Source organism: Bradyrhizobium sp. IC4059 (genome assembly GCF_020193615.1).
Taxonomy (GTDB): Bacteria; Pseudomonadota; Alphaproteobacteria; order Rhizobiales; family Xanthobacteraceae; genus Bradyrhizobium; species Bradyrhizobium yuanmingense.
In genome coordinates this window covers 760,761-781,466 of sequence record NZ_JADYVH010000001.1, presented here as the reverse complement: position 1 = coordinate 781,466, position 20,706 = coordinate 760,761, and the positions used below count along the sequence as shown (strand labels likewise).

Sequence of the window (20,706 nt, the reverse complement as noted above, 5' to 3'; positions counted from 1 at the left end):
GATCAGCGCTCCACCAGCGCGATGCGCGCATTGTACCAGTTCATGAAGAAGCTGATCGAAAGGCTGATGGTCAGGAACACCGCCATGATCAGCGCGATCGCTTCGATCGCCTGCCCGGTCTGGTTCAACGTGGTGTTGGCGATCGAGACCACGTCCTGGTAGCCGATCGCGACCGCGAGCGAGGAGTTCTTGGTCAGGTTGAGGTACTGGCTCGTCATCGGCGGCACGATCACGCGCAACGCCTGCGGCAAGATGATCTGCCGCAGCAGGAAGCTGCGCCGCAGGCCGAGTGCGTTGGCGGCATCCCATTGCCCGCGCGGCACCGATTGGATGCCGCTGCGCACGATTTCGGCGATGAAGGCGGAGGTGTAGGTCACCAGTGCGATCAGCAGCGCGAAATATTCCGGCGCGAGCGTCAGCCCGCCGACGAAATTGAAGCCGCGCAGCTGCGGCCACTCGATCGTCCAGGACACGCCGAGCACCAGCGAGACCGCCACCGGCACCACGACGATGAGGCCGAGCGCAGACGGCCAGGCCGGCCGCGGCTTGCCGTCGCGCATCTGCTGCGCGACCAGCCAGCGACGGAAGAGGAAGAACACCGCACAGCCCAGCACCGCTGTGCCGAGCACCGTGAGCTGCGGCGGCCCGAACGGGATCGCCGGCAGGATCAGGCCGCGATTAGAGAGGAACACGCCCTCGACCGGCCGCCACGCGGCGCGCGCCGCCGGCAGCGCCTGCATCAGCACGTACCAGAACAGCAGCTGGAGCAGCAGCGGGATGTCGCGGAGCGTTTCGACATAGACCGCGGCAAGCCGCGACAGCAACCAGTTGGACGACAGGCGCGAGATTCCGATCAGCGTGCCCAGGATCGTCGCGAGCACGATGCCGATCACGGCGACGCGCAAGGTGTTGGCGACGCCGACGACGAAGGCCCAGAGATAGGTATCCCCGGGATTGTAGTCGAGCAGACTGTCGGCAATCGGCATGCCGGCCTCACGGCCGAGAAAGGCGAAGCCGGTCGTGATGCGACGAGCCGACAGATTGGTGACGGTGTTGGACCAGAGGAAGGCGATCACGGCGACCGCGATGCCGACCACCAGGACCTGCCAGAACAGGCCCTTCAATTCGTTGCGGCCGAGCACGAAACGGCGGCGCGGCGGCGGCCTGGGATGATCGGCGGTCACAGCACAAAATCCTTCTTCAAATGCAGCGATTTCCGGCGACGCACGTCAACTGTTGCACCGAACTCAACTTCATGCAACAAATGTTGCATGGCCGAGCCCGCGAAATCCTCGCCCCTGAGCGACCTGCGCATCGCATTGCCATCGCTCCCCCTGCGCCTGCAGGAGGTCGGCCGTTTCGTTGCCGCCAACGACTACGATGCCACCACCCGCTCGATGCGCGATCTCGCGGCGGAAGCCGGCGCCGATCCCGCCGCGTTCACGCGGCTTGCGAAAGCGATCGGCTATTCCGGATGGGACGAGCTGCGTGCGGCGCTGACCGAGGCGCGGCGGCCGTCGCAGACCGCGCCCTTCTCCGGCCGCACAAGAGGCCGCCGTCACGGGCCGAACGCCGATGTTACGCTCGTCCTTGACAAGCTCGAGGCCGAGGCCGCCGGCCTTCCGCGCATCCCGGCCCAGCCGATCGCGGAAGCGGCGCGCGCGCTGCACGAGGCCAAGCGGATCTGGATCGCGGGCTACCGCAGCTGCCGCAGCGTCGCGGAGCTCCTGAACTACGAACTGCGCCTGTTCCGGCCCGAACAGGTGCAGCTCGTCGGCACGTCCGGGCCCGACGACCTCGATCTCGGCGCGTTCCGTCCCGGCGAAGCCGTCATCGTCATCGGCTTCCTGCCTTACACGCATGCGAGCGTCCGCGTCGCGCAGGCCGCTCATCGCAGTGGCGCGGCGCTGATCTCGATTGCGGACAGCCTGACGGCACCGATGGCCGAGGGCGCCGACCATGTGCTGCTGTTCGAGGCCGCGTCCTCGCCCGGCTTCTTCCCCAGTCTCACCGGCGCGATCGCGATCGCGCAGTCGCTCGCGGCGGTCACGTTCTCGCTCGGCGGCGCCGCCGCGAAGAAGCGTCTGGAAAACACCGAGGCGCGGCTCAGTGCTGCCTCCACCTACGTCCAGGAGAAAGGTTGACACATGAGCACTCGCACCAGCCGCGTGCTGCATCGCTCGCTGCGCGAAACGCCGCCCAAGGCGATCGGCGGCGAAGGCGTTTATCTCTTCGCCGAGGACGGACGGCGCATCATCGATGCCTCCGGCGGCGCGGCGGTCTCCTGCCTCGGTCACCAGCATCCGCGCGTGATCGCGGCGATGGCCAAGCAGGCGTCCACGCTCGCCTATGCGCATACGGCTTTCTTCTCCTCCGAGCCGGCGGAAGCTCTTGCTGAAATACTGGTCGGACAGGAGCCCGGCGGGCTCGCCTACGCCTATTTCGTCAGCGGCGGATCGGAGGCAATCGAAGCCAGCATCAAGCTGGCGCGGCAATATTTCATCGAGCGCGGCGAGCCGCAGCGGCAGCACTTCATCGCGCGGCGGCAGAGCTATCACGGCAACACCCTCGGCGCGCTCGCCGCCGGCGGCAATGCCTGGCGTCGCGCGCCATATGCGCCGCTGCTCTCGACCGCTTTCAGCCACGTCACGCCGGCCTTCGCCTATCGCGAGAAGCGCGAGGCCGAGTCGGATGCGCAGTTCGTCGCGCGTCTCGCCGCCGAGCTCGAAGCCGAGTTCCAGCGGCTCGGCCCCGACACCGTCGCCGCCTTCCTCGCCGAGCCCGTCGTCGGCGCCACCGCCGGCGCCGTGGCCGCCCCGGACGGCTACTTCAAAGCGATGCGCGAGATCTGCGACCGTCACGGTGCGCTGCTCATTCTCGACGAGGTCATGTGCGGCATGGGCCGCACCGGCACGATGCATGCGTGGGAGCAAGAAGGTGTCGCCCCCGACATCCAGGCGATCGCAAAGGGGCTCGGCGGCGGCTATCAGCCGATCGGTGCGATGCTGGCAAGCGGCAAGATCATCGACACGATCCGCTCGGGTTCGGGCGCGTTCCAGCACGGCCACACTTATCTGGCGCATCCCCTCGCCTGCGCTGCGGCGCTCGCGGTGCAGGATGTGATCCGCGAGGATGGCCTGCTCGACCGCGTGAAGGAGCGCGGCAAGCAGCTCGAGCAGCGCCTGACCCAACGCTTCGGCAATCATCGCCATGTCGGCGACATCAGGGGCCGCGGCCTGTTCTGGGCGATCGAGCTGGTTGCCGATCGCGCTAGCCGCACCTCGTTCGATCCGGCCCTCAAGCTGCACCAGAAGATCAAGGCGGAGGCCTTTGCCGGTGGCCTCGGCTGCTATCCCAGCGGCGGTACCGTCGATGGCGTGCGCGGCGACCACGTGCTGCTGGCACCGCCCTATATCGCCTCGGCGGACGAAATCGACCTGATCGTCGACAAGCTGGGCACGGCCGTCGACAGCGTGTTGCGTAGTGTCAATCAGTGAGGGGAGAGTAGTATGAGGAAAGTGGTTATCGCAGCGGGCCTGCTCGCGGCATCGACGGTGATCGCAGCGGCGGCGACGCTCGATACGGTGAAGAGCCGCGGCACGCTGGTGTGTGGCGTCAGTGCCGGTTTTGCCGGCTTCTCGGCGCCGGACTCGCAAGGCAATTACAGGGGTCTCGACGTCGATTATTGCCGCGCGCTGGCGGCCGGCGTGCTCGGCGATCCTACCAAGGTGCGCTACGTCTCGCTGACGGCTCAGAACCGCTTCACCGCCCTGCAATCGGGCGAGATCGACGTGCTCTATCGCAACTCGACGCAGACCTATTTGCGCGGCGCGACGCTGGGCCTGCGGCAGGGTCCGATCAACTTCTACGACGGCCAGGGTTTTGTCGTGAAGAAGGACCTCGGCGTCAAGGAGCTGAAGGACCTCAAGGGCGCCACCGTCTGCGTCGCGCAGGGCACCACGCACGAGGTCACGCTCGGCGATTACGGCCGCGCCAACGGCATCGACTGGAAGCCCCTGGTGTTCGACCGCGTCGACACCATGTACCAGACCTTCTTCGGCGGCCGCTGCGATGCGATGACCCAGGACGCTTCGGCCCTCGCCGGCGCGGTGACCACGGCCGCGCCGAACGCAGCCGACTACATTGTGCTGCCGCAGACCATCAGCAAGGAGCCGCTCGGACCCTTCACCCGCAATGGCGACGAGGTCTGGAGCGACATCATCGCCTGGCTGCATTACGGCCTGATCGAGGCCGAGGAGCTCGGCGTCACGCAAGCCAATGTCGAGGAGATGACGAAGTCGCAAACGCCTGCGATCCAGCGGCTGCTAGGGGCCAGCGGCGACCTCGGCTCGCGGCTCGGGCTCGACAACAAATGGCTGGTCAAGGCGATCAAGGCCGGCGGCAATTACGGCGAGATTTTCGAGCGCAATGTCGGCAAGGCCAGCCCGCTCAAGCTCGATCGCGGCCTCAACGGCCTCTGGAGCAAAGGCGGCTTGATGTACGCCATTCCGTTCAAGTAAGGGAGTTCACCTCTCCCCGCTTGCGGGGAGAGGTCGGATTGCGCAGCAATCCGGGGGAGGGGGAGTTTCCGCGCGTCCAGCTCTCACCTTTTTGCGCCGAGAGAGCCCCTCACCCCCGACCCTCTCCCCGTAAGAACGGGGAGAGGGAGAAGAAGCATCGAGCCCCCCATGCGCATCGCCCTTATCCACGCCCTCAAGCATTCCATCGCCCCGATCGAGGCAGCGTTTGCGCAGGCGTGGCCCGAGGCGCGGCTGATGAACCTGCTTGACGACAGTCTCTCGGCGGATCTCGCCCGCGACGGGCAACTCAACGATGCCATGACGGAACGGTTCCTCGCGCTCGGCGACTATGCAGCGGCGACGGGAGCGGATGGAATCCTGTTCACCTGCTCCGCCTTCGGCCCGTGCATCGAGGCCGTCGCGCGCGCGCATGCGCCGATGCCGGTGCTGAAGCCGAACGAGGCCATGATCGACAGGGCGGTGACCATGGGCCGGCGCATCGGCCTGCTCTCGACCTTTCCGCCGACGCTGGCGTCGATGCCGCCCGAGTTTCCCGCCTCCGTCGAGGTGGTGCCGAAGCTCGCCGACGGCGCGCTGGCCGCGCTCGACCGCGGCGACCGCGCCACGCATGACCGGCTGATCGCGGAGGCCTCACGGAGCTTGCGCGATTGCGACGTCATCGCGCTGGCGCAATTCAGCATCGCCGCGACGGCGCCGCTGGTCGCGGAGGCCGCCGGCCGCCCCGTCGTGACCACGCCGGACAGCGCGGTCGAAAAGCTGATGAAGCTGCTGAAGGCGAAGGGTTAAGCGCCGGCCTTGGTCCGACGTCGCGCATCCTTGATCGCGACCGCAAGCGCAGCCTTCGTCTCGTTGACGAAATCCTCGACCAGCTCCTCGCGCGTGGCATGCGCCGCCTCGCCCGTGAACAGGCCCTGCTCGGCCAGCATCACCACGCCGTGTAGCGCCGCCCAGATCTTGAGCGCCTGCCGTTCGCGCAAATAGCCCACGGCGGGCGCTTCCAGAGCTTCGATGACGAGCGCAAAGGTCTCCCGCGTTGCCTCGTGCAGCTCGCTGCCCTTGGCCGCGCAGGACACCGTGCGCGAGGCGAACATCAGGCGGTAGATGCCATTCCGGCGCAAGCCGAAATCGAGCGTCGCCTGTGCGAGCCGCGAGAGCTTCGATTGCTGCGACGGCTTTGCCATCGCATCACGCAAGAGCGCTGAGAGCTGCCGGAATGCTTGCGCGGTGACGGCGGCGAGCAGCGCCTCGCGGTCGGCAAAATGCCGGTATGGCGCCGGCTGCGAGACCCCGAGCTTCTTGGCAAGCGCCTTGATGCTGATCGCCTCCGCGCCGCCCCGCTCCGCCTCTTGCAGCGCGGCCTCGATCAGCGCATCGCGAAGATCGCCATGGTGGTAGGTCTTCGCGGGCTTGCGGGCTGGTCGTGAACGCATGTCGGGGCGAAGCCTACAAGTTCCCGCTTGACAAGGGAAGCCCGCCGCGAATGTAATAGTATATAACTTAAATAGAACCGAGATGAGGAAACGCGCCGCCTTCGGGCCCTCGCGCGCACACGACCAAGGAAGCCGAGAATGGCAGAGCGACTGAAGGTTCACGTCGATCCCGACAAATGCCAGGGCCATGCCCGCTGCAAGGCGCTCGCGCCGGAGCTTTTCGAGCTCGACGAATACGGCAACGCGCACGAAGCTGGTGACGGCACCGTCCCTCCGGGACTTGAGGACAAGGCCTGGCTTGCGAAATCCAACTGCCCGGAAATCGCAATCGATGTGATCGAGGAATAGTGCGGCCGTTGCCGCCCCGCTGCGTTCAGCGAATACGAGCCAAGGGATTCCCTGCCATGTCCGACGTCGACCAGCCTGTCGCCCATCCGCCCGTCACCGACTGGGTTCATGATTTCGACCACACCGATCCGCAATGGACCGAGGACCCGTTCCCGATCTGGGACGAGCTGCGAGCCGTAAGCCCCGTGGTGCACACGAAACGCTTCCTCGGCTGCTATTTGCCGACGACCTATGAGGCCGTGCGCGAGATCGCCAACGACACCGAGCACTTCTCCTCCCGCCGCATCATCGTCCGCGACGTACGGCCGGAAATCACCAGCAGGAACGCAGCCCCGCCGATCACCTCCGATCCGCCCGAGCACAAGCCGGCCAAGCAATTGCTGCTGCCGCCGTTCACCCCGGACGCGATGAAGAAGCTCGAGCCGCGCGTCCGCGCCATCTGCAACGAGCTGATCGACGACTTCATCGCCGAGCAGAGGGTGGACGCTGCGGCGCGCTACACCAAGCACATCCCGGTTCGGGCGATCGCGCACATGCTCGGTATTCCCGAGAGCGACAGCGACCTTTTCATTAATTGGATCCACATGATCCTCGAGCTCGGCATCAAGGACGAGAGCAAGCTGCTCCAGGCCGTGCAGGAGATGACGGCCTATTTCGGCGGCCACATCGAAGCGCGCAAGAGCAAGCCCACCGACGACCTGATCTCCTACCTGATGAACGCCAGGGACAAGAACGGCAATCCGCTCGAGGACACCCATGTGATGGGCTCGCTGCGCCTGCTGCTGATCGCCGGCATCGACACCACCTGGAGCGCGATCGGCTCCTCGCTCTGGCATCTTGCGAAGACGCCGGCCGACCGCGAGCGGCTAATCGCCGAGCCCGGACTGATTCCAACCGCCGTGGAGGAGCTGCTGCGCGCCTATTCGCCGGTGACGATGGCGCGCGAGGTGGTCAAGGAGACCACGGTGTCCGGCTGTCCGGTCAAGCCGGGCAACATGGTGCTGCTGTCGTTCCCGGCAGCCAACCGCGACCCCACGATGTTTCCGGACGCTGACAAAGTCGTGATCGACCGGCGCGAGAATCGTCACGCGGCCTTCGGCCTCGGCATCCACCGCTGCGTCGGTTCCAACCTCGCGCGCATGGAAATGCAGGTGGCGCTGGAGGAATGGCTGAAGCGGATTCCCGACTTCCGGCTCGATCCGGCAGGCACTGTGACTTGGTCGCAAGGAACGGTGCGCGGCCCCCGCCAGTTGCCATTTTTGCTCGGAAAGGCGATGTAAGGCCTTCCCAAAGGAAGCGGACAGGCCTTTCATGGCGGGCGCGACACCAAGCACGCCTCCGCCATGCATCGCCACGAGCACAGGCCATGACCGACGAGACGCCATCCGACAGCAAGCTGACGCGCACCAAGGAGAAGTGGGCGCGCGAGGGCCGCTTTCTCACCGGCAAGATGACACGCCCGGAGGATCAAAGGCTTCCGCCCGGGCAGCACCTCACCAAGGACTGGCCGGTACTCGATCTCGGGGTCACGCCGCCGGTCTCGCGCGAGCGCTGGCGGCTCGACGTCTATGGCGCGGTCGAGACCCCCGTTTTCTGGACCTTTGCCGAATTCGCCGCGCAGAAGCAGTCCCGGTTCACCTCGGACATCCATTGCGTCACGACCTGGTCGCGCTATGACAACGAATGGGAAGGGCTCGCCACGCGTGAGCTGCTGGTGGCCTGCCAGCCGCGCGAGGATGCTCGCTTCGTCGTGCTGCATTCCTATGACGGTTACACCACCAATCTCGCGCTGGAGGATTTTGCCGCCGAGGACGCGCTGCTCGCCCACAGCTGGTCCGGCCAGCCGCTGACGGAGGAGCATGGCGGCCCGGTGCGGCTGGTCGTGCCGCGCCTCTATTTCTGGAAGAGCACGAAATGGCTCCAGGCCATCGAATTCCTGACCGAGGACGCGCCGGGCTTCTGGGAAGTCCGCGGCTATCATAACCGCGGTGATCCCTGGGCCGAGCAGCGCTATTCGGGCGATTAGGTTCGAGCAAGACGGGGGGAAGCCCATGCCGACGGAACGCTTTCAATTCACCGGCGAAGGCGGCCATCAGCTCGCGGCCGCGCTGGAGCTGCCTGACGGCGAGCCCGCGGCTTTCGCGCTGTTCGCGCATTGCTTCACCTGCGGCAAGGACACGCTGGCGGCCAAGCGCATCTCGGTCGCGCTCGCCGCCAAGGGCATCGCGGTGCTGCGCTTCGACTTCACCGGGCTCGGCTCCAGCGGCGGTGATTTCGCCAACTCGACGTTCTCCTCCAACGTTGCCGATCTCGTGCGCGCGGCCGATCATCTGCGCGAGACCCGCAAGGCGCCCTCGATCCTGATCGGCCATAGCCTGGGTGGCGCCGCGATCCTCGCCGCTGCCGGACGGATTCCCGAGGCGAGAGCGGTGGCCACCATCGCGGCGCCCTCGGATCCCGCCCACGTCACCGGCCTGTTCAGGGAGCATCTCGACAACATCCGCGCGCAAGGCGAGGTCGAAGTCTCGCTTGCGGGACGCCCGTTCCGGATCAAGCGCGAATTCCTCGACGATATCGCCGAGCACGAGCTGATGAAGGACGTCACCGGCCTGCACAAGGCGCTGCTGGTGATGCATTCGCCCCTCGACGACACCGTCGGCATCGACAACGCAACGAAGCTCTTCGTCGCGGCAAGACACCCCAAGAGCTTCGTCTCGCTCGACCATGCCGATCATCTTCTGACCAAGCCTGCTGACGCGCTCTACGCCGCCGACGTGATCGTGGCCTGGGCCAGCCGTTACGTCGATGCAGCGACGCCCGCGAAGGCGATGGATCTGCCGGAGGAGCCGCGTAAGGTCGTGGTGCAGGAGACCCGCAAGAGCAAGTTCAACCAGACCATCACCGTCGGCCCGCATCATCTGGTGGCGGACGAGCCCATTGCAGCCGGCGGCGCGGATGCCGGGCCCGGCCCGTACGATTTCCTGCTCGCCGGCTTAGGTGCCTGCACCTCGATAACCATGCGTCTCTATGCCGACCGCAAGTCGCTGCCGCTCGACCGCGTCACGGTCACGCTGAAGCATTCCAAGATCTACGCCAAGGATTGTGCGGAGTGCGAGACCCGCGAGGGCATGCTCGACCAGATCGAGCGCGACATCGCGATCGACGGCGCCCTCGATGCCGAGCAGCGCAAGAAGCTGATGGAGATCGCCGACAAGTGCCCGGTGCACCGGACGCTGACATCGGAGATCCGGATCGTGACGAAAGCGGTGGAGTAGCGATGCCCCGCTAGAAGCACGACGCCATCGTGCGCACGGCCGCGCTGATCTCGTTTTCGCGCCACGCCGCAAAGCCGAGCAGCAGGCCGTGATCGCGCGGCTTGCCGAGCGCTAGGCTGGACAAGGCGCGCGTTTCGACGCCCGCCTCGACCAGCCGCTTCACCGCCGCCCGATCAGTGCGGCCGCGCTCGAGACGGGCGACGAGCTGGATACCGCCGGGGGGCACCTCGACCAAGAGCATGCCACCGAGATGCCGCTGCAGCTCCTCGACAAGATGATCGCGGCGCGCGTGATAGAGCCGGCGCATGCGGCGCAGATGCGCGAGGAAGTGCCCATCGGCGATGAATTCGGCCAGCGCCTCCTGAATGTGGCTGGCGGCGATCAGTCCCATGTGCTGCTGCGCGATCTCCAAGGTGCTGACCAGCGCCGCCGGCGCGACCAGATAGCCGAGCCGGATGTCCGACCTCATCGCCTTCGAGAATGTGCCGACATAGAACACACGGCCATGGGCATCTAACCCCTGCAAGGCCGGCACCGGCCGGCTGTCGTAGTGGAATTCGCCGTCGTAATCGTCCTCGACGATCCAGGTCCTGCCGGGCCGGCTTGCCGCGAGAAACTCGGTTCGACGGGCTAGCGACATCAACCGGCCGGTTGGGTGCTGATGCGACGGCGTCATGAAGATCAGCCTGGGAGCTCCAAGGCCTGGCATTCGCTGCATGCCCTGTTCATCCAGGCTGATGCCGGTCAGGCGCGCGCCGGATGCGTGAAAGGCAGCCGCCGCGCCGGGATAGCCGGGGTCTTCAACCCATACATGATCGCCCGGTGAAATGAGTGTGGCAGCAATCAAGGTCAGCGCGGCCTGCGCGCTCGGCAGGATCATGATCTGCTCCGCCGTGGCGCGGACGTCCCGGTTCGTCGCCAGATAATGCGTCAGCGCCTCCCGCAGGCGCAGCCGGTTGACCGGTCCCAGCTCGCGCCTGCCTGCATGCACGGCACTGCGGCGCAGGCAGCGTGCCCAGACCTCGTTCGGAAACTCCCTGAAATCGCCCAGCCCCGGGCGCAGCGGTTTGAGCTCCCCCCGATAAGACATCGGCCAGTCGGCCTGCTGGAGCTTCGTAGCCCAAGGCGAGAGCCGCAGTTTGCCGACGCATTCGCCCGCTGCGACGGCGCCCCGTTCGATGCGTTCGTGGCCGTCGATCATGACCACGTGACGGCGGCCATGAGACGCTGCGACATATCCCTCGGCCGCGAGCTGCTCGAACGCGTATGTGACGGTGTTGCGCGAGACGCCGAGATCGCTCGCAAGCCGTCGGCTCGACGGCAGAACGCGGCCTTTGCCGAGGCGGCCGGTCGCGATCAGGCCTCGCAGCTGGCTCGTCAGTTGCGCCACCAGCCCCTCGCCATCGGTCCGCTTCAGCTCGATCAACGCGGAGATCGTCGTGTCGGATACTGGCACTCTCTTCTTCTCCAATCTGGCACTTTTTCAAATGCCAGTCGGGATGCTATCCGGCGGCTCGGACTGCTTCAAGGACCTGCGACATGAACACCCTGTCACCCCGTGCGGCCATCGGCCTGTTCCTCATCGTGGTGCTGGCCTGGGGCGTGAATTGGTCGGTGACCAAGCAGCTCGTGCAGTTCGTCCCGCCGTTGTGGAGCGCGGCAATCCGGAGTTGGATCGCGCTGGTTGGATTGTTCGTGCTGCTCGGACTGAGCAACAATCTCGTGATCCCGGAGCGACGCGACTTTCCCGTGATCCTGAGCGTGGCGCTGCTGCATATGACGCTGTTCTCGATCCTGGTTGCCAGCGGCCTTCGCTTCCTGCCCGCAAGCAAGGGCATCGTGCTCGGCTACACCACGCCGCTCTGGGTCGCACTCGCCGCGCCCCTTTTCGGCAAGGACACGCTGACGGCGCCGAAGCTCGCCGGCGCTCTGCTCGGGCTGATCGGCCTTGCCGTCATCCTGAATCCATCCTCGATCGACTGGACCAACCCAAACGTGCTGCTCGGCGCCGGCATGGTCATCCTGGCCGCGATCTCTTGGGCTGCGAACATCATCTATATCCGCGCGCATCGCTGGATCGGATCTCCGCTTCAGCTTTTGCTTTGGCAGGTGCTCGTGGCAACGATCGTGCTGTCGGTCGGCGCGACAGCTGTGGATGGCCTCCCGCATGTGGAGTGGTCGTGGAGGCTCGTATTGTTGTTTCTCTATTCGGGCCTGGTCGGAACGGTCCTGGCTTATTGGGCGATGTCGATGGTCAACAAGAGCATCTCAGCCCTGACGACGTCGCTCGGCACCACCGGGACACCGCTGGTCGGCATCGCCAGCGCTGCGATCCTTCTGGGTGAACCCATCGACGCGAGCCTTGCCGTCGCGGCCGCACTGATCGTCTCCGGCATCGGCCTTGCGACGCTGGGCGATCGGTTGTTGCGCAGTCAGGCCACCGCGAGAGGCTGAACCCGCAGAACCCCGCGCAGGCCCGCCGCGGTGCCGAGCAGGATGCCGGCAGCCGCGACGAACGATCCCAGCGCGAGCGTAGACACGCCGGTGAGCCCCTGCCCGATCGAGCAGCCGAACGCCATCACGCCGCCGATCCCCATCAGCGCGGCACCGGTCCCTGAGCGGAGCATGTGGCGCGGCGAGGAATAGCCTTCGAGCTTGAAGCGGCCAGTTGCGAGTGCCGTCACCAGACTGCCGGCGAAGACGCCGGCCACCGTCGCGATGCCGAAGTTGAGCGTCAGTCCAGTCGAGAGCATGGCATATTGCAGGCTATCGGCGATCGGCGCGACGAACGTAAGGGAGGTCACGGGGACCGGATTGAAGTCGTCGGCACCGAGATAGCCGGTGGCCAGCCAGCCGCCGGCGACGAGGAGGCCCACAATGATGCCCGCTACGACCTGACCGGGCGAGCGACGGAACGCAGGATGCGCGAAAGCGAACAGGCTCAGCGCGACGGTTGTCGCGGCCGCGGCGAGCGCGCGTGAAAGCGATTCCGTGAAGCCGAGCGTCGCCAGCAACGACGGCAGCGAATTGGCAGGAGCCGTGGCTTGCGTTGCCTGGACCAGCGCAACGCGCGCCGGTGCGATGAGGCCCTTCAGCGTCATCTGCGCGGCAATCGCGAGCACGATCACGACCACGAAGGAGCGGAGATTGCCGCGGCCGAGCAGCACCAGCGCCCGCGAGCCGCAGCCGTTCGAAAGCACCATGCCGTAGCCGAACAGCAGGCCGCCGAGGAACAGCACCGCCGGCGAAAACGATTGCTGCAGATAGATCGACTTGCCGAGATCGACCGTGCCGCTGCCGGCGAGGAACTGGCTCGCGGCGATCGCAACAGCGATTGCGAGCGCGTAGGTCCGCACCAGCCGCCCGTCGCCCTCAGCCAGTAACCCGCGCATGCTGCTCATCAGGCAGAAACCGCTGAGCAGGCCAACGGCACCGTAGACGAGACCGATGGCCAGGCCGGCGAGGATAACGAGTTGCGTGGATTCCATGGTTACGGCTTCAGGATCACCCGGTCACGCGAGGAGCCGGCGACCGCAACATACGCTTCCTTCGCGCGCTCCAGCGGATAGATCGCATTCGCCCTGATCGGAAACGGCTTCAGATGGCCGCTCGCAAAACCCGGCCCGATGTCGCGCAGCACCGCACCCGTCGCGGCCGAGGATAGACCCAGCGTGTCGATGCCGACATAAGTGTGCTGGCCCCGATAGAATTCGAGGATGTTGAACTGCACGATGCGGTCGATCGCGGCGATCAGGATTTGGCGGCCGCGAAGCGCGAGCGATTTGTGCGCGGCCTGGAAATAGGGATCGCCGACCGTGTTGAAGACGACGTCGGCGCCCTTGCCGCCGGTCAATTCGTGCACGCGCGCGGCGATTTCGGTGGCGGAGGCGTCGATCACCTCGATGGGCGCGTTGGTGTGGCCTTCATAGGCTTCCGCCCTGCGCACCACACCGATCACGCGCGCGCCCTGCCAGGTCGCGATCTGCACCGCGGCCTGACCGACCTTGCCATTCACCCCGAAAACCAGAACGGTCTCGCCGCGCTTCGGCACGCCCGCCCTGCGAAAGCCTTCCATCGCGGTCACGAAGGGCACGCCGATGCCGGCGGCCTCCTCCCAGGACACAGTCTTCGGCTTCTCCACGACCGCATCTGCTTCGACCACGAGATGGCTCGCATGAGTGCCGTCACGACGAATGCCGAGGTCCCCGGACGAGCCGAACACTTCGTTCCCAATGGTGCCGGCGGGCCCGTCAATCACCACGCCGGCATAGTCGCGGCCGGGGGTCCGGGGGAACACGGCATAGGGCATCAGCCCGGTCGCAGCCTTGACGTCGGAGGGATTGACCGCGGCAGCCTTCACCTCGATCAGAAGATCGTTCGGCCCGCGCGCAAGCATCTGCCGCTCAATTGTCGGCGCAAGCGCAGCGGCATTTTCAGCTTTGGCGCTGAGGCGCACACAGCGCGCTTCGACGGTTTTGGCATCGGCTGACATGAAAAGACCCGCGATTTCTCGCGGGCCTTGTCGCCTCTGGCGCCGGTCGAGTCAATCCGTCCGGTCAGTCCTTTGGCCGCTTGTCGAAGAGCCGCTTGGCCTTGCCGAGCGAGCGCTCCAGCGTGGCCGGCGCAACTACCTGCACCCTGGAGCTGACGCCGATCGTATTCTTGATGTGGGTCGAAATTCGATCCGCATGGTCGACGAGGCCGCGGCCGTCCCAGCTCTCGGGCCGCGCCTCGGCGATGATGGTGAGCTCGTCCATGCGGCCTTCCCGGGTGAGCTCGAGGATGAAATGGCCGCCGCACCAGTCGGTCGCGAGCAGCACCTCCTCGATCTGGGTCGGGAACAGATTGACGCCGCGCAGGATGATCATGTCGTCCGAGCGCCCGGTCACCTTCTCCATCCGCCGCATGCCCGGCCGTGCCGTTCCCGGCAGCAGCCGCGTCAGGTCGCGGGTTCGATAGCGGATCACCGGAAAGGCTTCCTTGGTGAGCGACGTGAAGACCAGCTCGCCCTTCTCGCCGTCGGGCAGCACCGCGCCGGTCTCGGGGTCGATCACTTCCGGGTAGAAATGATCCTCCCAGATGTGCAGGCCATCCTTGGTCTCGATGCATTCCTGAGCGACGCCCGGGCCGATCACCTCGGACAGGCCATAGATGTCGGTCGCGTCCATGTCGAAGGCGTCCTCGATCTCGGCGCGCATCGCGTTGGTCCAGGGTTCCGCGCCGAAGATGCCGATCTTGAGCGAACACTGGCGCGGATCAAGCTTCTGGCGCTTGAACTCGTCGAGGATCGCCAGCATGTAGCTCGGCGTCACCGTGATGATGTCGGGCCGGAAATCATTGATGAGCTGCACCTGCCGCTCGGTCATGCCCCCGGAAATGGGGACAACCGTGCAGCCAAGCTTCTCGGCGCCGTAGTGCACGCCGAGACCGCCGGTGAAGAGTCCATAGCCATACGCATTGTGGATGATCATGCCGGTGCGGCCGCCGGCGGCCCGGATCGAGCGCGCCATCACCTCGGACCAGGTGTCGATGTCGCGCTGCGTATAGCCGACCACGATCGGCTTTCCGGTCGTGCCGGATGAGGCATGCACCCGCACCAGCTTTTCGCGCGGCACGGCGAACATGTCGAAGGGATAATTGTCGCGCAGGTCCGTCTTGACCGTGAACGGGAATTTGGCGAGATCAGAGAGCTCGCGAAAGTCGGACGGATGCACGCCCGCTTTGTCGAACGCCTTGCGGTAATGCGCGACGTTGTCGTAGGCGTGCTTCAGCGACCACGCCAACCGCTGCTTCTGCAGCGCCATGATCTCGCCGCGCGAGGCGCGCTCATGCGCATCCATCTCGGCGCTATAGGCGTTGCCACCTTCCTTGAGCCTCGTCAGAGCCATCCTCGTTTCCCCACATTGCCTGTTCTTTTTTGTTTGGTTTTATTGATCTTGCGCCGGCAGCCATTTGCCGGGAATGACGCGGGAATGTCCGCGGAATTCCGCGATGACGACCTCGCCCGCCGTGACACGCACGTCGTAGATGCCGGAGCGGCCGCCGCGGGTGATCTCCCGCGCTCTTGCGATGAGACGATCGCCAAGCTTGCCCGGCTTGATGAACGTGATCTGGCCCTGTGCCGCCACGACGCGCTCATTGTGCGAGTTGCAGGCGAACGCGAAGGCGGAATCGGCGAGCGTGAAGATGAAGCCGCCATGAGCAATACGCTGGCCGTTGACCATATCAGGCCGCACCGTCATGGCGAGCGTCGCAAAGCCCGGGCCGATCTCGACGATCTCCATGCCGAGACCTTTGGAGGCATCGTCCTCGGCCCACATCGCATCGGCGCAGGCGCGGGCGATATCCTCAGACGACAGGGCGGCTTTCACGTTCACGCGCTTCTCCCGGCCAGACGTTTGCTCATGATGTTGTTCTGGTTGGCTCACGCTGTCAAATCATGCGACGCATTTGCATTGCGGAGCCGCAGAACGCCCGATCAGACATGATCATAGTCGACTACGACCCGCTCCGTGGACGGCTTGGCCTGGCAGGTGAGAACAAAACCGGCCTCGAGCTCCCACGGTTCCAGCGAATAGTTGATGTCCATCGGCGCCTCGCCCTCGACCAGTTTTGCGCGGCAGGTCGAGCACATGCCGCCCTTGCAGGCAAAGGGCAGATCGACACCGGCGCGCAGGGCGGCATCGAGGATCGCCTCGTCCTCGGCAACCGGCACGTCGCGGCGCTTGCCGTCGATGATCAGCGAGGCGATCGCCTTCGGCGGCGCGTCGGGCGCAACCGCCTTTTTTGGCCGCGGCTTGCCGCCGAACTCGGAGACGAAGCGCTCGACATGGATGCGCTCGTCCGCGATGCCGAGATCGCGGCAGGTCGCCTCGATCTCCTCGCTCATGCCAAGAGGACCGCAGATGAAGACGTGATCGACGCTGGCCGCCGGCACCAATGCGCGGAGCAGCACCCTCACCTTGTCGCCGTCGAGTCGGCCATGCAGCATCGGGATGTCCTGCTCCTCGCCGGAGAGCACGTAGAAGATCGAGAGACGATCGATGAAGCGGTCCTTCAGCTCCTCGAGCGCTTCGAGGAACATGATGTTGTCGGTGGTGCGGTTGCCGTAGAAAAGGAAGAAGCGGCTGCCCGGCTCGCGCGCGAGTACGCCCTTCACGATCGACAGGATCGGCGTGATGCCGGAGCCGGCGGCGAAGCCGACATGAACGCGCGCACGATCTGCCGGCGGGACCACACCGAAACGGCCGGTCGGCGTCATCACGTCGAGCTCGTCGCCGCATTTGAGATCTTCGGCGGCCCAGTTCGAGAACGCGCCACCATCGACCTTCTTCACGGCGATACGGATCTCGCCATCGTCGGGGCCGGAGCAGATCGAATAGGAGCGACGCACCTCTTCCCCGTCAAGCATGGCGCGCAACGTCAGATACTGGCCGGGCGTAAAGGCGTAATCGCCGGCGAGTTCATTGGGGATGGCGAAGGTCATCGACACGGCGTCCGTAGCCTCGCGACGGAGGTCCCTGACGGCGAGGCGATGGAAGCGCGGTGCGGCTGCGGACATGGTCAATGGCACTTGAAGTAGTCGAAGGGTTCGCGGCAGGCCTTGCAGCGCCAGAGCGCCTTGCAGGAGGTCGAGCCGAATTCGGACAGCAGCTCGGTCTTGTCCGAGCCGCATTGCGGGCACGCCACCGTCTGCGCGCCGAACAGCGCGCGGCGCGAGCTCGCGGCTTGCGGGGGCGCGATGCCGTAGGCGCGCAGCTTCTTGCGGCCTTCCTCGCTCATCCAGTCCGTGGTCCAGGCCGGCGACAGCACGGTTCGTACCTTCGGTTGATGGAAACCGGCGCGCTCCAGCGCGAGCTCAATTTCGAGCGCGATCATGTTCATGGCTGGGCAGCCCGAATAGGTCGGCGTGATCGCGACTTCGACATGATCGCCGTCGAGAACGACGTCGCGCAGCACGCCGAGATCGGCGATACTCAGCACCGGAATTTCCGGATCGACCACGCTTGCGGCGGCGTCCCAGGCGCGCTGGCGCAGCGCGGCGTCATCGGTCACCGTCACCATATCAGCCCCGGGAAAGTTCGCTGCATCGATTGCAGCTCCGACAGGAGGTGGCCGAGATGCTCGCTGTGACGACCGGAGCGGCCGCCCTGCTGCATCCAGTCGTTCTGCGGCAGCGCGAGCGTTGCTTCACGCGTGACCTCCGAGAGCGTCGCCAGCCAGCGCCCGCGCAAGCTTGCGGGATCGACGGCAATGCCACCATGGATCAGCGCGCGTTCGCCGTCGTCCACGGCAAACATCTCGCCGGTAAAGGCCCAGAGATTGTCGATCGCAGCCTGCGCCCGGCGATGACTCTCCTCCGTGCCGTCGCCGAGCCGGATGATCCATTCCGAGGCATGGCGCAGATGGTAGGCACTCTCCTTCTCCGATTTCGCAGCAATCGCCGCCAGCGTCGCATCGCGCGAATTCATCATCGCGCGCCAGTAGTGATCGGCGAAGGCGGAATAGAAGAATTGCCGCACCAAGGTCTGGGCAAAATCGCCGTTGGGCTGCTCGACTAGGAGAAGATTGCGGTACTGCCGCACGTCACGCAAGTAAGCGAGCTTGTCCTCGTCGTTGTCCCTGCCTTCGACCTTGGCGGCAAAGGTGTAGAGCTCCCGCGCCTGGCCGATCAGGTCGAGCGCGATGTTGGAGAGCGCCATGTCCTCTTCCAGCATCGGCGCGTGCCCGCACCATTCCGACAGCCTATGACCGAGGATCAGCGCATCGTCGGCGCGGCGCAGCGCGTAGATCACCAGCGGGGTTTCGGAGACCTGGATGTTGGCGACCACCATTACATGTGCCCCACTTCATCCGGCACCTCGTAGAACGTCGGGTGCCGGTAGATCTTGGATTCCGCCGGCTCGAACATCATGCCCTTCTCGGCGGGATCGCTCGCGGTGATCGCGCTCGAGGGCACGACCCAGATCGACAGGCCCTCGCCGCGCCGGGTGTAGATGTCGCGGGCGGCCTGCAGCGCCATGGTCGCATCGCTCGCATGCAGCGAGCCGACATGCTTGTGTGCGAGCCCGTTGCGGCTGCGAATGAAGACTTCCCACAGCGGCGTGTTCGGCGTGGCCATATCGGTCTCCTATTCGGCAGCCTGGGCGGTCTGACGCTGGGCGCGCTTGGCGGCATAGCTAGCTGCCGCCTCGCGCACCCAGGCGCCCTCCTCGTGCGCCTTGCGGCGCGCGGCCATGCGGTCGCGATTGCAGGGGCCGTTGCCGGCCAGCACCTGCTTGAATTCGGTCCAGTCGATCTCGCTGTAGCGCCAGTGGCCGTCAGCGTCCTGCGTCATGCCGGGATCGGGAATGGTGAGGCCGAGATATTGCGCCTGCGGCACGGTGGCATCGACGAACTTCTGGCGCAGCTCGTCATTGGAGAAGCGCTTGATCTTCCACTTCGTCGAGGTGTCGCTGTGCTGGCTCGTCGCGTCGGGCGGACCGAACATCATCAGCACCGGCCACCACCAGCGGTTCAGCGCGTCCTGCGCCATCGCCTTCTGCTCCTCCGAGCCGCGGCACAGCGTCACCATGATCTCGTAACCCTGGCGCTGGTGGAAGGACTCTTCCTTGCAGACGCGGATCATCGCGCGCGCATAAGGCCCGTAGGAGCAGCGGCACAGCGGGATCTGGTTCATGATCGCGGCGCCGTCGACCAGCCAGCCGATCGTGCCGATGTCCGCCCAGGTCAGCGTCGGATAGTTGAAGATCGATGAATATTTGGCCTTGCCGGCGAGCATGGCGTCGACCAGCTCCTCGCGCGAGGAGCCGAGCGTCTCGGCGGCGGCATAGAGATAGAGCCCGTGGCCGCATTCATCCTGCACCTTGGCGAGCAGCGCGGCCTTGCGGCGCAAGGTCGGCGCGCGCGTGATCCAGTTGCCTTCGGGCAGCATGCCGACGATTTCGGAATGCGCGTGCTGGGAGATCTGGCGGGTGAGCGTCTTGCGATAGGCCGCCGGCATCCAATCGTTCGGCTCGATGCGCTCCTCGGCATCGATGCGGGCCTGGAATTGCGCAGCTTTGCCTGCGTCCTCGAGATCGCGATCAGCGGTCTCGGCCGTGTTCAGCGCCTGGGTGTACATGCGCATCCTCCCGTTTATTGGGAGAGAATATATAACAAGATTTACATCATGCAAGTTATTTCTGTAACATAATGGTCAAGCGCCGAACCTTCGTTCCAGCAGCTTTCGCGCGGGCGGCAACGGCCCTTTTTCATTGGTTCCATGGCTGTCGAGCCATTGTTCGGACGGAGCAAGCAGCGCGCGATAGATCTCGCCGCAGAGTTCGCGGGCGGCCCTGCCCGGCCAATCCGGCGGCAGCAGGCTCTCGGGCAGCAATGGATCGCGCAGCACGACGCGGCGGTAATGGTGGATCAAGAGGATCCGCGCGGTGAAGGCGTCGGCCTCGGACAGATCCGTGCCGCGCGCGATCGCGGCGCGCAGCGGCTCGAACGTCTTCATGAATTTCAGATAGGCATCGGCGGTCCGATCGAGCGGCCAGCTCGCGCTGAGCAGACGGCGGCCGCTGTCGTCCTCCGCCGAGACTTCGAGCCGGATCGCGCCCGCGGCCTCATCCGGCACCGGAACGCCCGATGGCGCGACCCACACGCCGGGCAGCGGGCTGCCGAAGCCGGCATTGCGGAGCGCTTCGCGCGAAGCGTCGCGATCCTCGCCATTGCCGATCAGCAGCAGCTCGAAGCGCCCGGTCCAGTCGGACGGCGGCGGATCGTAGATGTGGCGCGTCGCGGCCTCGAAGGTCTGGCGGCCCTTGTCGGCCAGGCGATAGAAACTGTTGCGGCCGACCTTCTCGCGCGTCAGCCAGCCGTCGGCGGCAAGCCGCGACATTGCGGTGCGCACCACGCCGCTGTCGATGTCGAGGCTTTCGAAGAATTCCAGAAGCGTGCCGAGCCACACCGAGCCACCACGCGGCACGATGGCATCACCAAACACTGTGATGACGATGGAGCCGGTGCGCGAGGGCTCGCGCTTGAGCTGGTCGATGATACGAGAGAGCGGATGCGCCATGCGGCAGCCTTAGCGCGTTTGGTGCAGGCGCGACAGTGGAGCGGGAC

Annotated in this window: 22 protein-coding genes; 9 read left to right on the top strand and 13 right to left on the bottom strand. The window is 65.7% G+C overall.

Translation table 11 applies throughout. The features are described from left to right. Positions 1–2 precede the first annotated feature (2 nt). Complete coding sequence (locus I6F12_RS03675) at positions 3–1,184, bottom strand: ABC transporter permease subunit (RefSeq protein WP_225155520.1); 1,182 nt, start codon at positions 1,182–1,184, stop codon at positions 3–5. An 87-nt stretch (positions 1,185–1,271) separates the two neighbouring features. Between I6F12_RS03675 and I6F12_RS03670 the strand changes: the two genes are divergently transcribed. The 4 genes from I6F12_RS03670 to I6F12_RS03655 all read left to right on the top strand — a co-directional run bounded on the left by I6F12_RS03670 (position 1,272) and on the right by I6F12_RS03655 (position 5,327). Then, on the top strand, positions 1,272–2,144 hold the full coding sequence (locus I6F12_RS03670; protein ID WP_225155519.1) for a MurR/RpiR family transcriptional regulator: 873 nt from the start codon (positions 1,272–1,274) through the stop codon (positions 2,142–2,144). Positions 2,145–2,147: 3 nt separating this feature from the next. Further along, on the top strand, positions 2,148–3,497 hold the full coding sequence (locus I6F12_RS03665) for an aspartate aminotransferase family protein (protein WP_225155518.1): 1,350 nt from the start codon (positions 2,148–2,150) through the stop codon (positions 3,495–3,497). 12 nt (positions 3,498–3,509) lie between these two features. Further along, positions 3,510–4,520 (top strand): amino acid ABC transporter substrate-binding protein, encoded by a 1,011-nt coding sequence (locus I6F12_RS03660; protein WP_036025729.1) that lies wholly within the window; start codon positions 3,510–3,512, stop codon positions 4,518–4,520. 168 nt (positions 4,521–4,688) lie between these two features. Further along, a complete protein-coding gene (locus I6F12_RS03655) occupies positions 4,689–5,327 on the top strand; it encodes an aspartate/glutamate racemase family protein (RefSeq protein ID WP_225134095.1) in 639 nt (212 codons plus the stop codon). Here the strand turns inward: I6F12_RS03655 and I6F12_RS03650 are convergent. Continuing rightward, positions 5,324–5,971, bottom strand: coding sequence for a TetR/AcrR family transcriptional regulator (locus I6F12_RS03650; RefSeq protein WP_036025733.1), 648 nt, complete (start codon positions 5,969–5,971; stop codon positions 5,324–5,326). The two genes, I6F12_RS03655 and I6F12_RS03650, sit on opposite strands and share 4 nt — an antisense overlap. Before the next feature lie 138 nt (positions 5,972–6,109). On the opposite strand from I6F12_RS03650, the gene I6F12_RS03645 reads away from it, so the two are divergent. From I6F12_RS03645 to I6F12_RS03630, 4 genes are all read left to right on the top strand, one after another. After that, positions 6,110–6,319, top strand: a complete 210-nt coding sequence (locus tag I6F12_RS03645) for a ferredoxin (protein ID WP_018648108.1) — start codon at positions 6,110–6,112, stop codon at positions 6,317–6,319. 56 nt (positions 6,320–6,375) lie between these two features. After that, a complete protein-coding gene (locus I6F12_RS03640) occupies positions 6,376–7,599 on the top strand; it encodes a cytochrome P450 (protein ID WP_036025735.1) in 1,224 nt (407 codons plus the stop codon). A gap of 86 nt (positions 7,600–7,685) precedes the next feature. Next, positions 7,686–8,345, top strand: a complete 660-nt coding sequence (locus I6F12_RS03635) for a sulfite oxidase-like oxidoreductase (protein WP_225155517.1) — start codon at positions 7,686–7,688, stop codon at positions 8,343–8,345. Positions 8,346–8,370: 25 nt separating this feature from the next. Beyond that, positions 8,371–9,594 carry an alpha/beta fold hydrolase gene (locus I6F12_RS03630; RefSeq protein ID WP_225155516.1) on the top strand — a complete coding sequence of 408 codons (1,224 nt, stop codon included), beginning with the start codon at positions 8,371–8,373 and terminating at the stop codon, positions 9,592–9,594. Positions 9,595–9,604: 10 nt separating this feature from the next. Here the strand turns inward: I6F12_RS03630 and I6F12_RS03625 are convergent, their stop codons facing one another. Next, a complete protein-coding gene (locus tag I6F12_RS03625) occupies positions 9,605–11,050 on the bottom strand; it encodes a PLP-dependent aminotransferase family protein (protein ID WP_225155515.1) in 1,446 nt (481 codons plus the stop codon). A gap of 83 nt (positions 11,051–11,133) precedes the next feature. Here I6F12_RS03625 and I6F12_RS03620 point away from each other — a divergent pair, with 83 nt between their 5' ends. After that, positions 11,134–12,048 carry a DMT family transporter gene (locus I6F12_RS03620; protein WP_225127355.1) on the top strand — a complete coding sequence of 305 codons (915 nt, stop codon included), beginning with the start codon at positions 11,134–11,136 and terminating at the stop codon, positions 12,046–12,048. On the opposite strand, the gene I6F12_RS03615 is transcribed toward I6F12_RS03620, so the two are convergent. From I6F12_RS03615 to paaX, 10 genes are all read right to left on the bottom strand, one after another. Next, positions 12,027–13,082, bottom strand: coding sequence for a YeeE/YedE family protein (locus tag I6F12_RS03615; protein WP_225155514.1), 1,056 nt, complete (start codon positions 13,080–13,082; stop codon positions 12,027–12,029). The two genes, I6F12_RS03620 and I6F12_RS03615, sit on opposite strands and share 22 nt — an antisense overlap. A 2-nt stretch (positions 13,083–13,084) precedes the next feature. Beyond that, positions 13,085–14,086 (bottom strand): zinc-binding alcohol dehydrogenase family protein, encoded by a 1,002-nt coding sequence (locus I6F12_RS03610; RefSeq protein WP_036025741.1) that lies wholly within the window; start codon positions 14,084–14,086, stop codon positions 13,085–13,087. 64 nt (positions 14,087–14,150) lie between these two features. After that, the gene (gene paaK / locus I6F12_RS03605) at positions 14,151–15,482 is read right to left on the bottom strand and encodes a phenylacetate--CoA ligase PaaK (RefSeq protein WP_036025742.1); all 1,332 of its coding nucleotides are present in this window, start codon (positions 15,480–15,482) and stop codon (positions 14,151–14,153) included. A gap of 39 nt (positions 15,483–15,521) precedes the next feature. Then, positions 15,522–15,971, bottom strand: a complete 450-nt coding sequence (gene paaI / locus I6F12_RS03600; protein WP_225127359.1) for a hydroxyphenylacetyl-CoA thioesterase PaaI — start codon at positions 15,969–15,971, stop codon at positions 15,522–15,524. A gap of 101 nt (positions 15,972–16,072) precedes the next feature. After that, positions 16,073–17,155 carry a 1,2-phenylacetyl-CoA epoxidase subunit PaaE gene (gene paaE, locus I6F12_RS03595; RefSeq protein WP_225155513.1) on the bottom strand — a complete coding sequence of 361 codons (1,083 nt, stop codon included), beginning with the start codon at positions 17,153–17,155 and terminating at the stop codon, positions 16,073–16,075. A 2-nt stretch (positions 17,156–17,157) separates the two neighbouring features. Beyond that, positions 17,158–17,658: a 1,2-phenylacetyl-CoA epoxidase subunit PaaD gene (paaD, locus tag I6F12_RS03590; RefSeq protein ID WP_225155512.1), complete on the bottom strand. Its 501-nt coding sequence runs from the start codon at positions 17,656–17,658 to the stop codon at positions 17,158–17,160. Next, complete coding sequence (paaC, locus tag I6F12_RS03585) at positions 17,652–18,428, bottom strand: 1,2-phenylacetyl-CoA epoxidase subunit PaaC (RefSeq protein ID WP_225155511.1); 777 nt, start codon at positions 18,426–18,428, stop codon at positions 17,652–17,654. The genes paaD and paaC overlap by 7 nt, the downstream gene beginning before the upstream one ends. Further along, the gene (paaB, locus tag I6F12_RS03580) at positions 18,428–18,715 is read right to left on the bottom strand and encodes a 1,2-phenylacetyl-CoA epoxidase subunit PaaB (RefSeq protein ID WP_109144501.1); all 288 of its coding nucleotides are present in this window, start codon (positions 18,713–18,715) and stop codon (positions 18,428–18,430) included. The genes paaC and paaB overlap by 1 nt, the downstream gene beginning before the upstream one ends. 9 nt (positions 18,716–18,724) lie before the next feature. Then, positions 18,725–19,717 (bottom strand): 1,2-phenylacetyl-CoA epoxidase subunit PaaA, encoded by a 993-nt coding sequence (gene paaA, locus I6F12_RS03575; protein WP_057027226.1) that lies wholly within the window; start codon positions 19,715–19,717, stop codon positions 18,725–18,727. A gap of 75 nt (positions 19,718–19,792) precedes the next feature. Beyond that, the gene (gene paaX, locus I6F12_RS03570) at positions 19,793–20,659 is read right to left on the bottom strand and encodes a phenylacetic acid degradation operon negative regulatory protein PaaX (RefSeq protein WP_225155510.1); all 867 of its coding nucleotides are present in this window, start codon (positions 20,657–20,659) and stop codon (positions 19,793–19,795) included. Positions 20,660–20,706 lie beyond the last annotated feature (47 nt).

What these genes read in the sequence shown, in the direction of transcription:
- I6F12_RS03670 (WP_225155519.1), top strand. Translation starts at nt 1,272, where the DNA reads ATGGCCGAGCCCGCGAAATCCTCGCCCCTGAGCGACCTGCGCATCGCA.
- I6F12_RS03665 (WP_225155518.1), top strand. Translation starts at nt 2,148, where the DNA reads ATGAGCACTCGCACCAGCCGCGTGCTGCATCGCTCGCTGCGCGAAACG.
- I6F12_RS03660 (WP_036025729.1), top strand. Translation starts at nt 3,510, where the DNA reads ATGAGGAAAGTGGTTATCGCAGCGGGCCTGCTCGCGGCATCGACGGTG.
- I6F12_RS03655 (WP_225134095.1), top strand. Translation starts at nt 4,689, where the DNA reads ATGCGCATCGCCCTTATCCACGCCCTCAAGCATTCCATCGCCCCGATC.
- I6F12_RS03650 (WP_036025733.1), bottom strand. Translation starts at nt 5,971, where the DNA reads ATGCGTTCACGACCAGCCCGCAAGCCCGCGAAGACCTACCACCATGGC.
- I6F12_RS03645 (WP_018648108.1), top strand. Translation starts at nt 6,110, where the DNA reads ATGGCAGAGCGACTGAAGGTTCACGTCGATCCCGACAAATGCCAGGGC.
- I6F12_RS03640 (WP_036025735.1), top strand. Translation starts at nt 6,376, where the DNA reads ATGTCCGACGTCGACCAGCCTGTCGCCCATCCGCCCGTCACCGACTGG.
- I6F12_RS03635 (WP_225155517.1), top strand. Translation starts at nt 7,686, where the DNA reads ATGACCGACGAGACGCCATCCGACAGCAAGCTGACGCGCACCAAGGAG.
- I6F12_RS03630 (WP_225155516.1), top strand. Translation starts at nt 8,371, where the DNA reads ATGCCGACGGAACGCTTTCAATTCACCGGCGAAGGCGGCCATCAGCTC.
- I6F12_RS03620 (WP_225127355.1), top strand. Translation starts at nt 11,134, where the DNA reads ATGAACACCCTGTCACCCCGTGCGGCCATCGGCCTGTTCCTCATCGTG.
- I6F12_RS03615 (WP_225155514.1), bottom strand. Translation starts at nt 13,082, where the DNA reads ATGGAATCCACGCAACTCGTTATCCTCGCCGGCCTGGCCATCGGTCTC.
- I6F12_RS03610 (WP_036025741.1), bottom strand. Translation starts at nt 14,086, where the DNA reads ATGTCAGCCGATGCCAAAACCGTCGAAGCGCGCTGTGTGCGCCTCAGC.
- paaK (WP_036025742.1), bottom strand. Translation starts at nt 15,482, where the DNA reads ATGGCTCTGACGAGGCTCAAGGAAGGTGGCAACGCCTATAGCGCCGAG.
- paaE (WP_225155513.1), bottom strand. Translation starts at nt 17,155, where the DNA reads ATGTCCGCAGCCGCACCGCGCTTCCATCGCCTCGCCGTCAGGGACCTC.
- paaD (WP_225155512.1), bottom strand. Translation starts at nt 17,658, where the DNA reads ATGGTGACGGTGACCGATGACGCCGCGCTGCGCCAGCGCGCCTGGGAC.
- paaC (WP_225155511.1), bottom strand. Translation starts at nt 18,428, where the DNA reads ATGGTGGTCGCCAACATCCAGGTCTCCGAAACCCCGCTGGTGATCTAC.
- paaB (WP_109144501.1), bottom strand. Translation starts at nt 18,715, where the DNA reads ATGGCCACGCCGAACACGCCGCTGTGGGAAGTCTTCATTCGCAGCCGC.
- paaA (WP_057027226.1), bottom strand. Translation starts at nt 19,717, where the DNA reads ATGTACACCCAGGCGCTGAACACGGCCGAGACCGCTGATCGCGATCTC.
- paaX (WP_225155510.1), bottom strand. Translation starts at nt 20,659, where the DNA reads ATGGCGCATCCGCTCTCTCGTATCATCGACCAGCTCAAGCGCGAGCCC.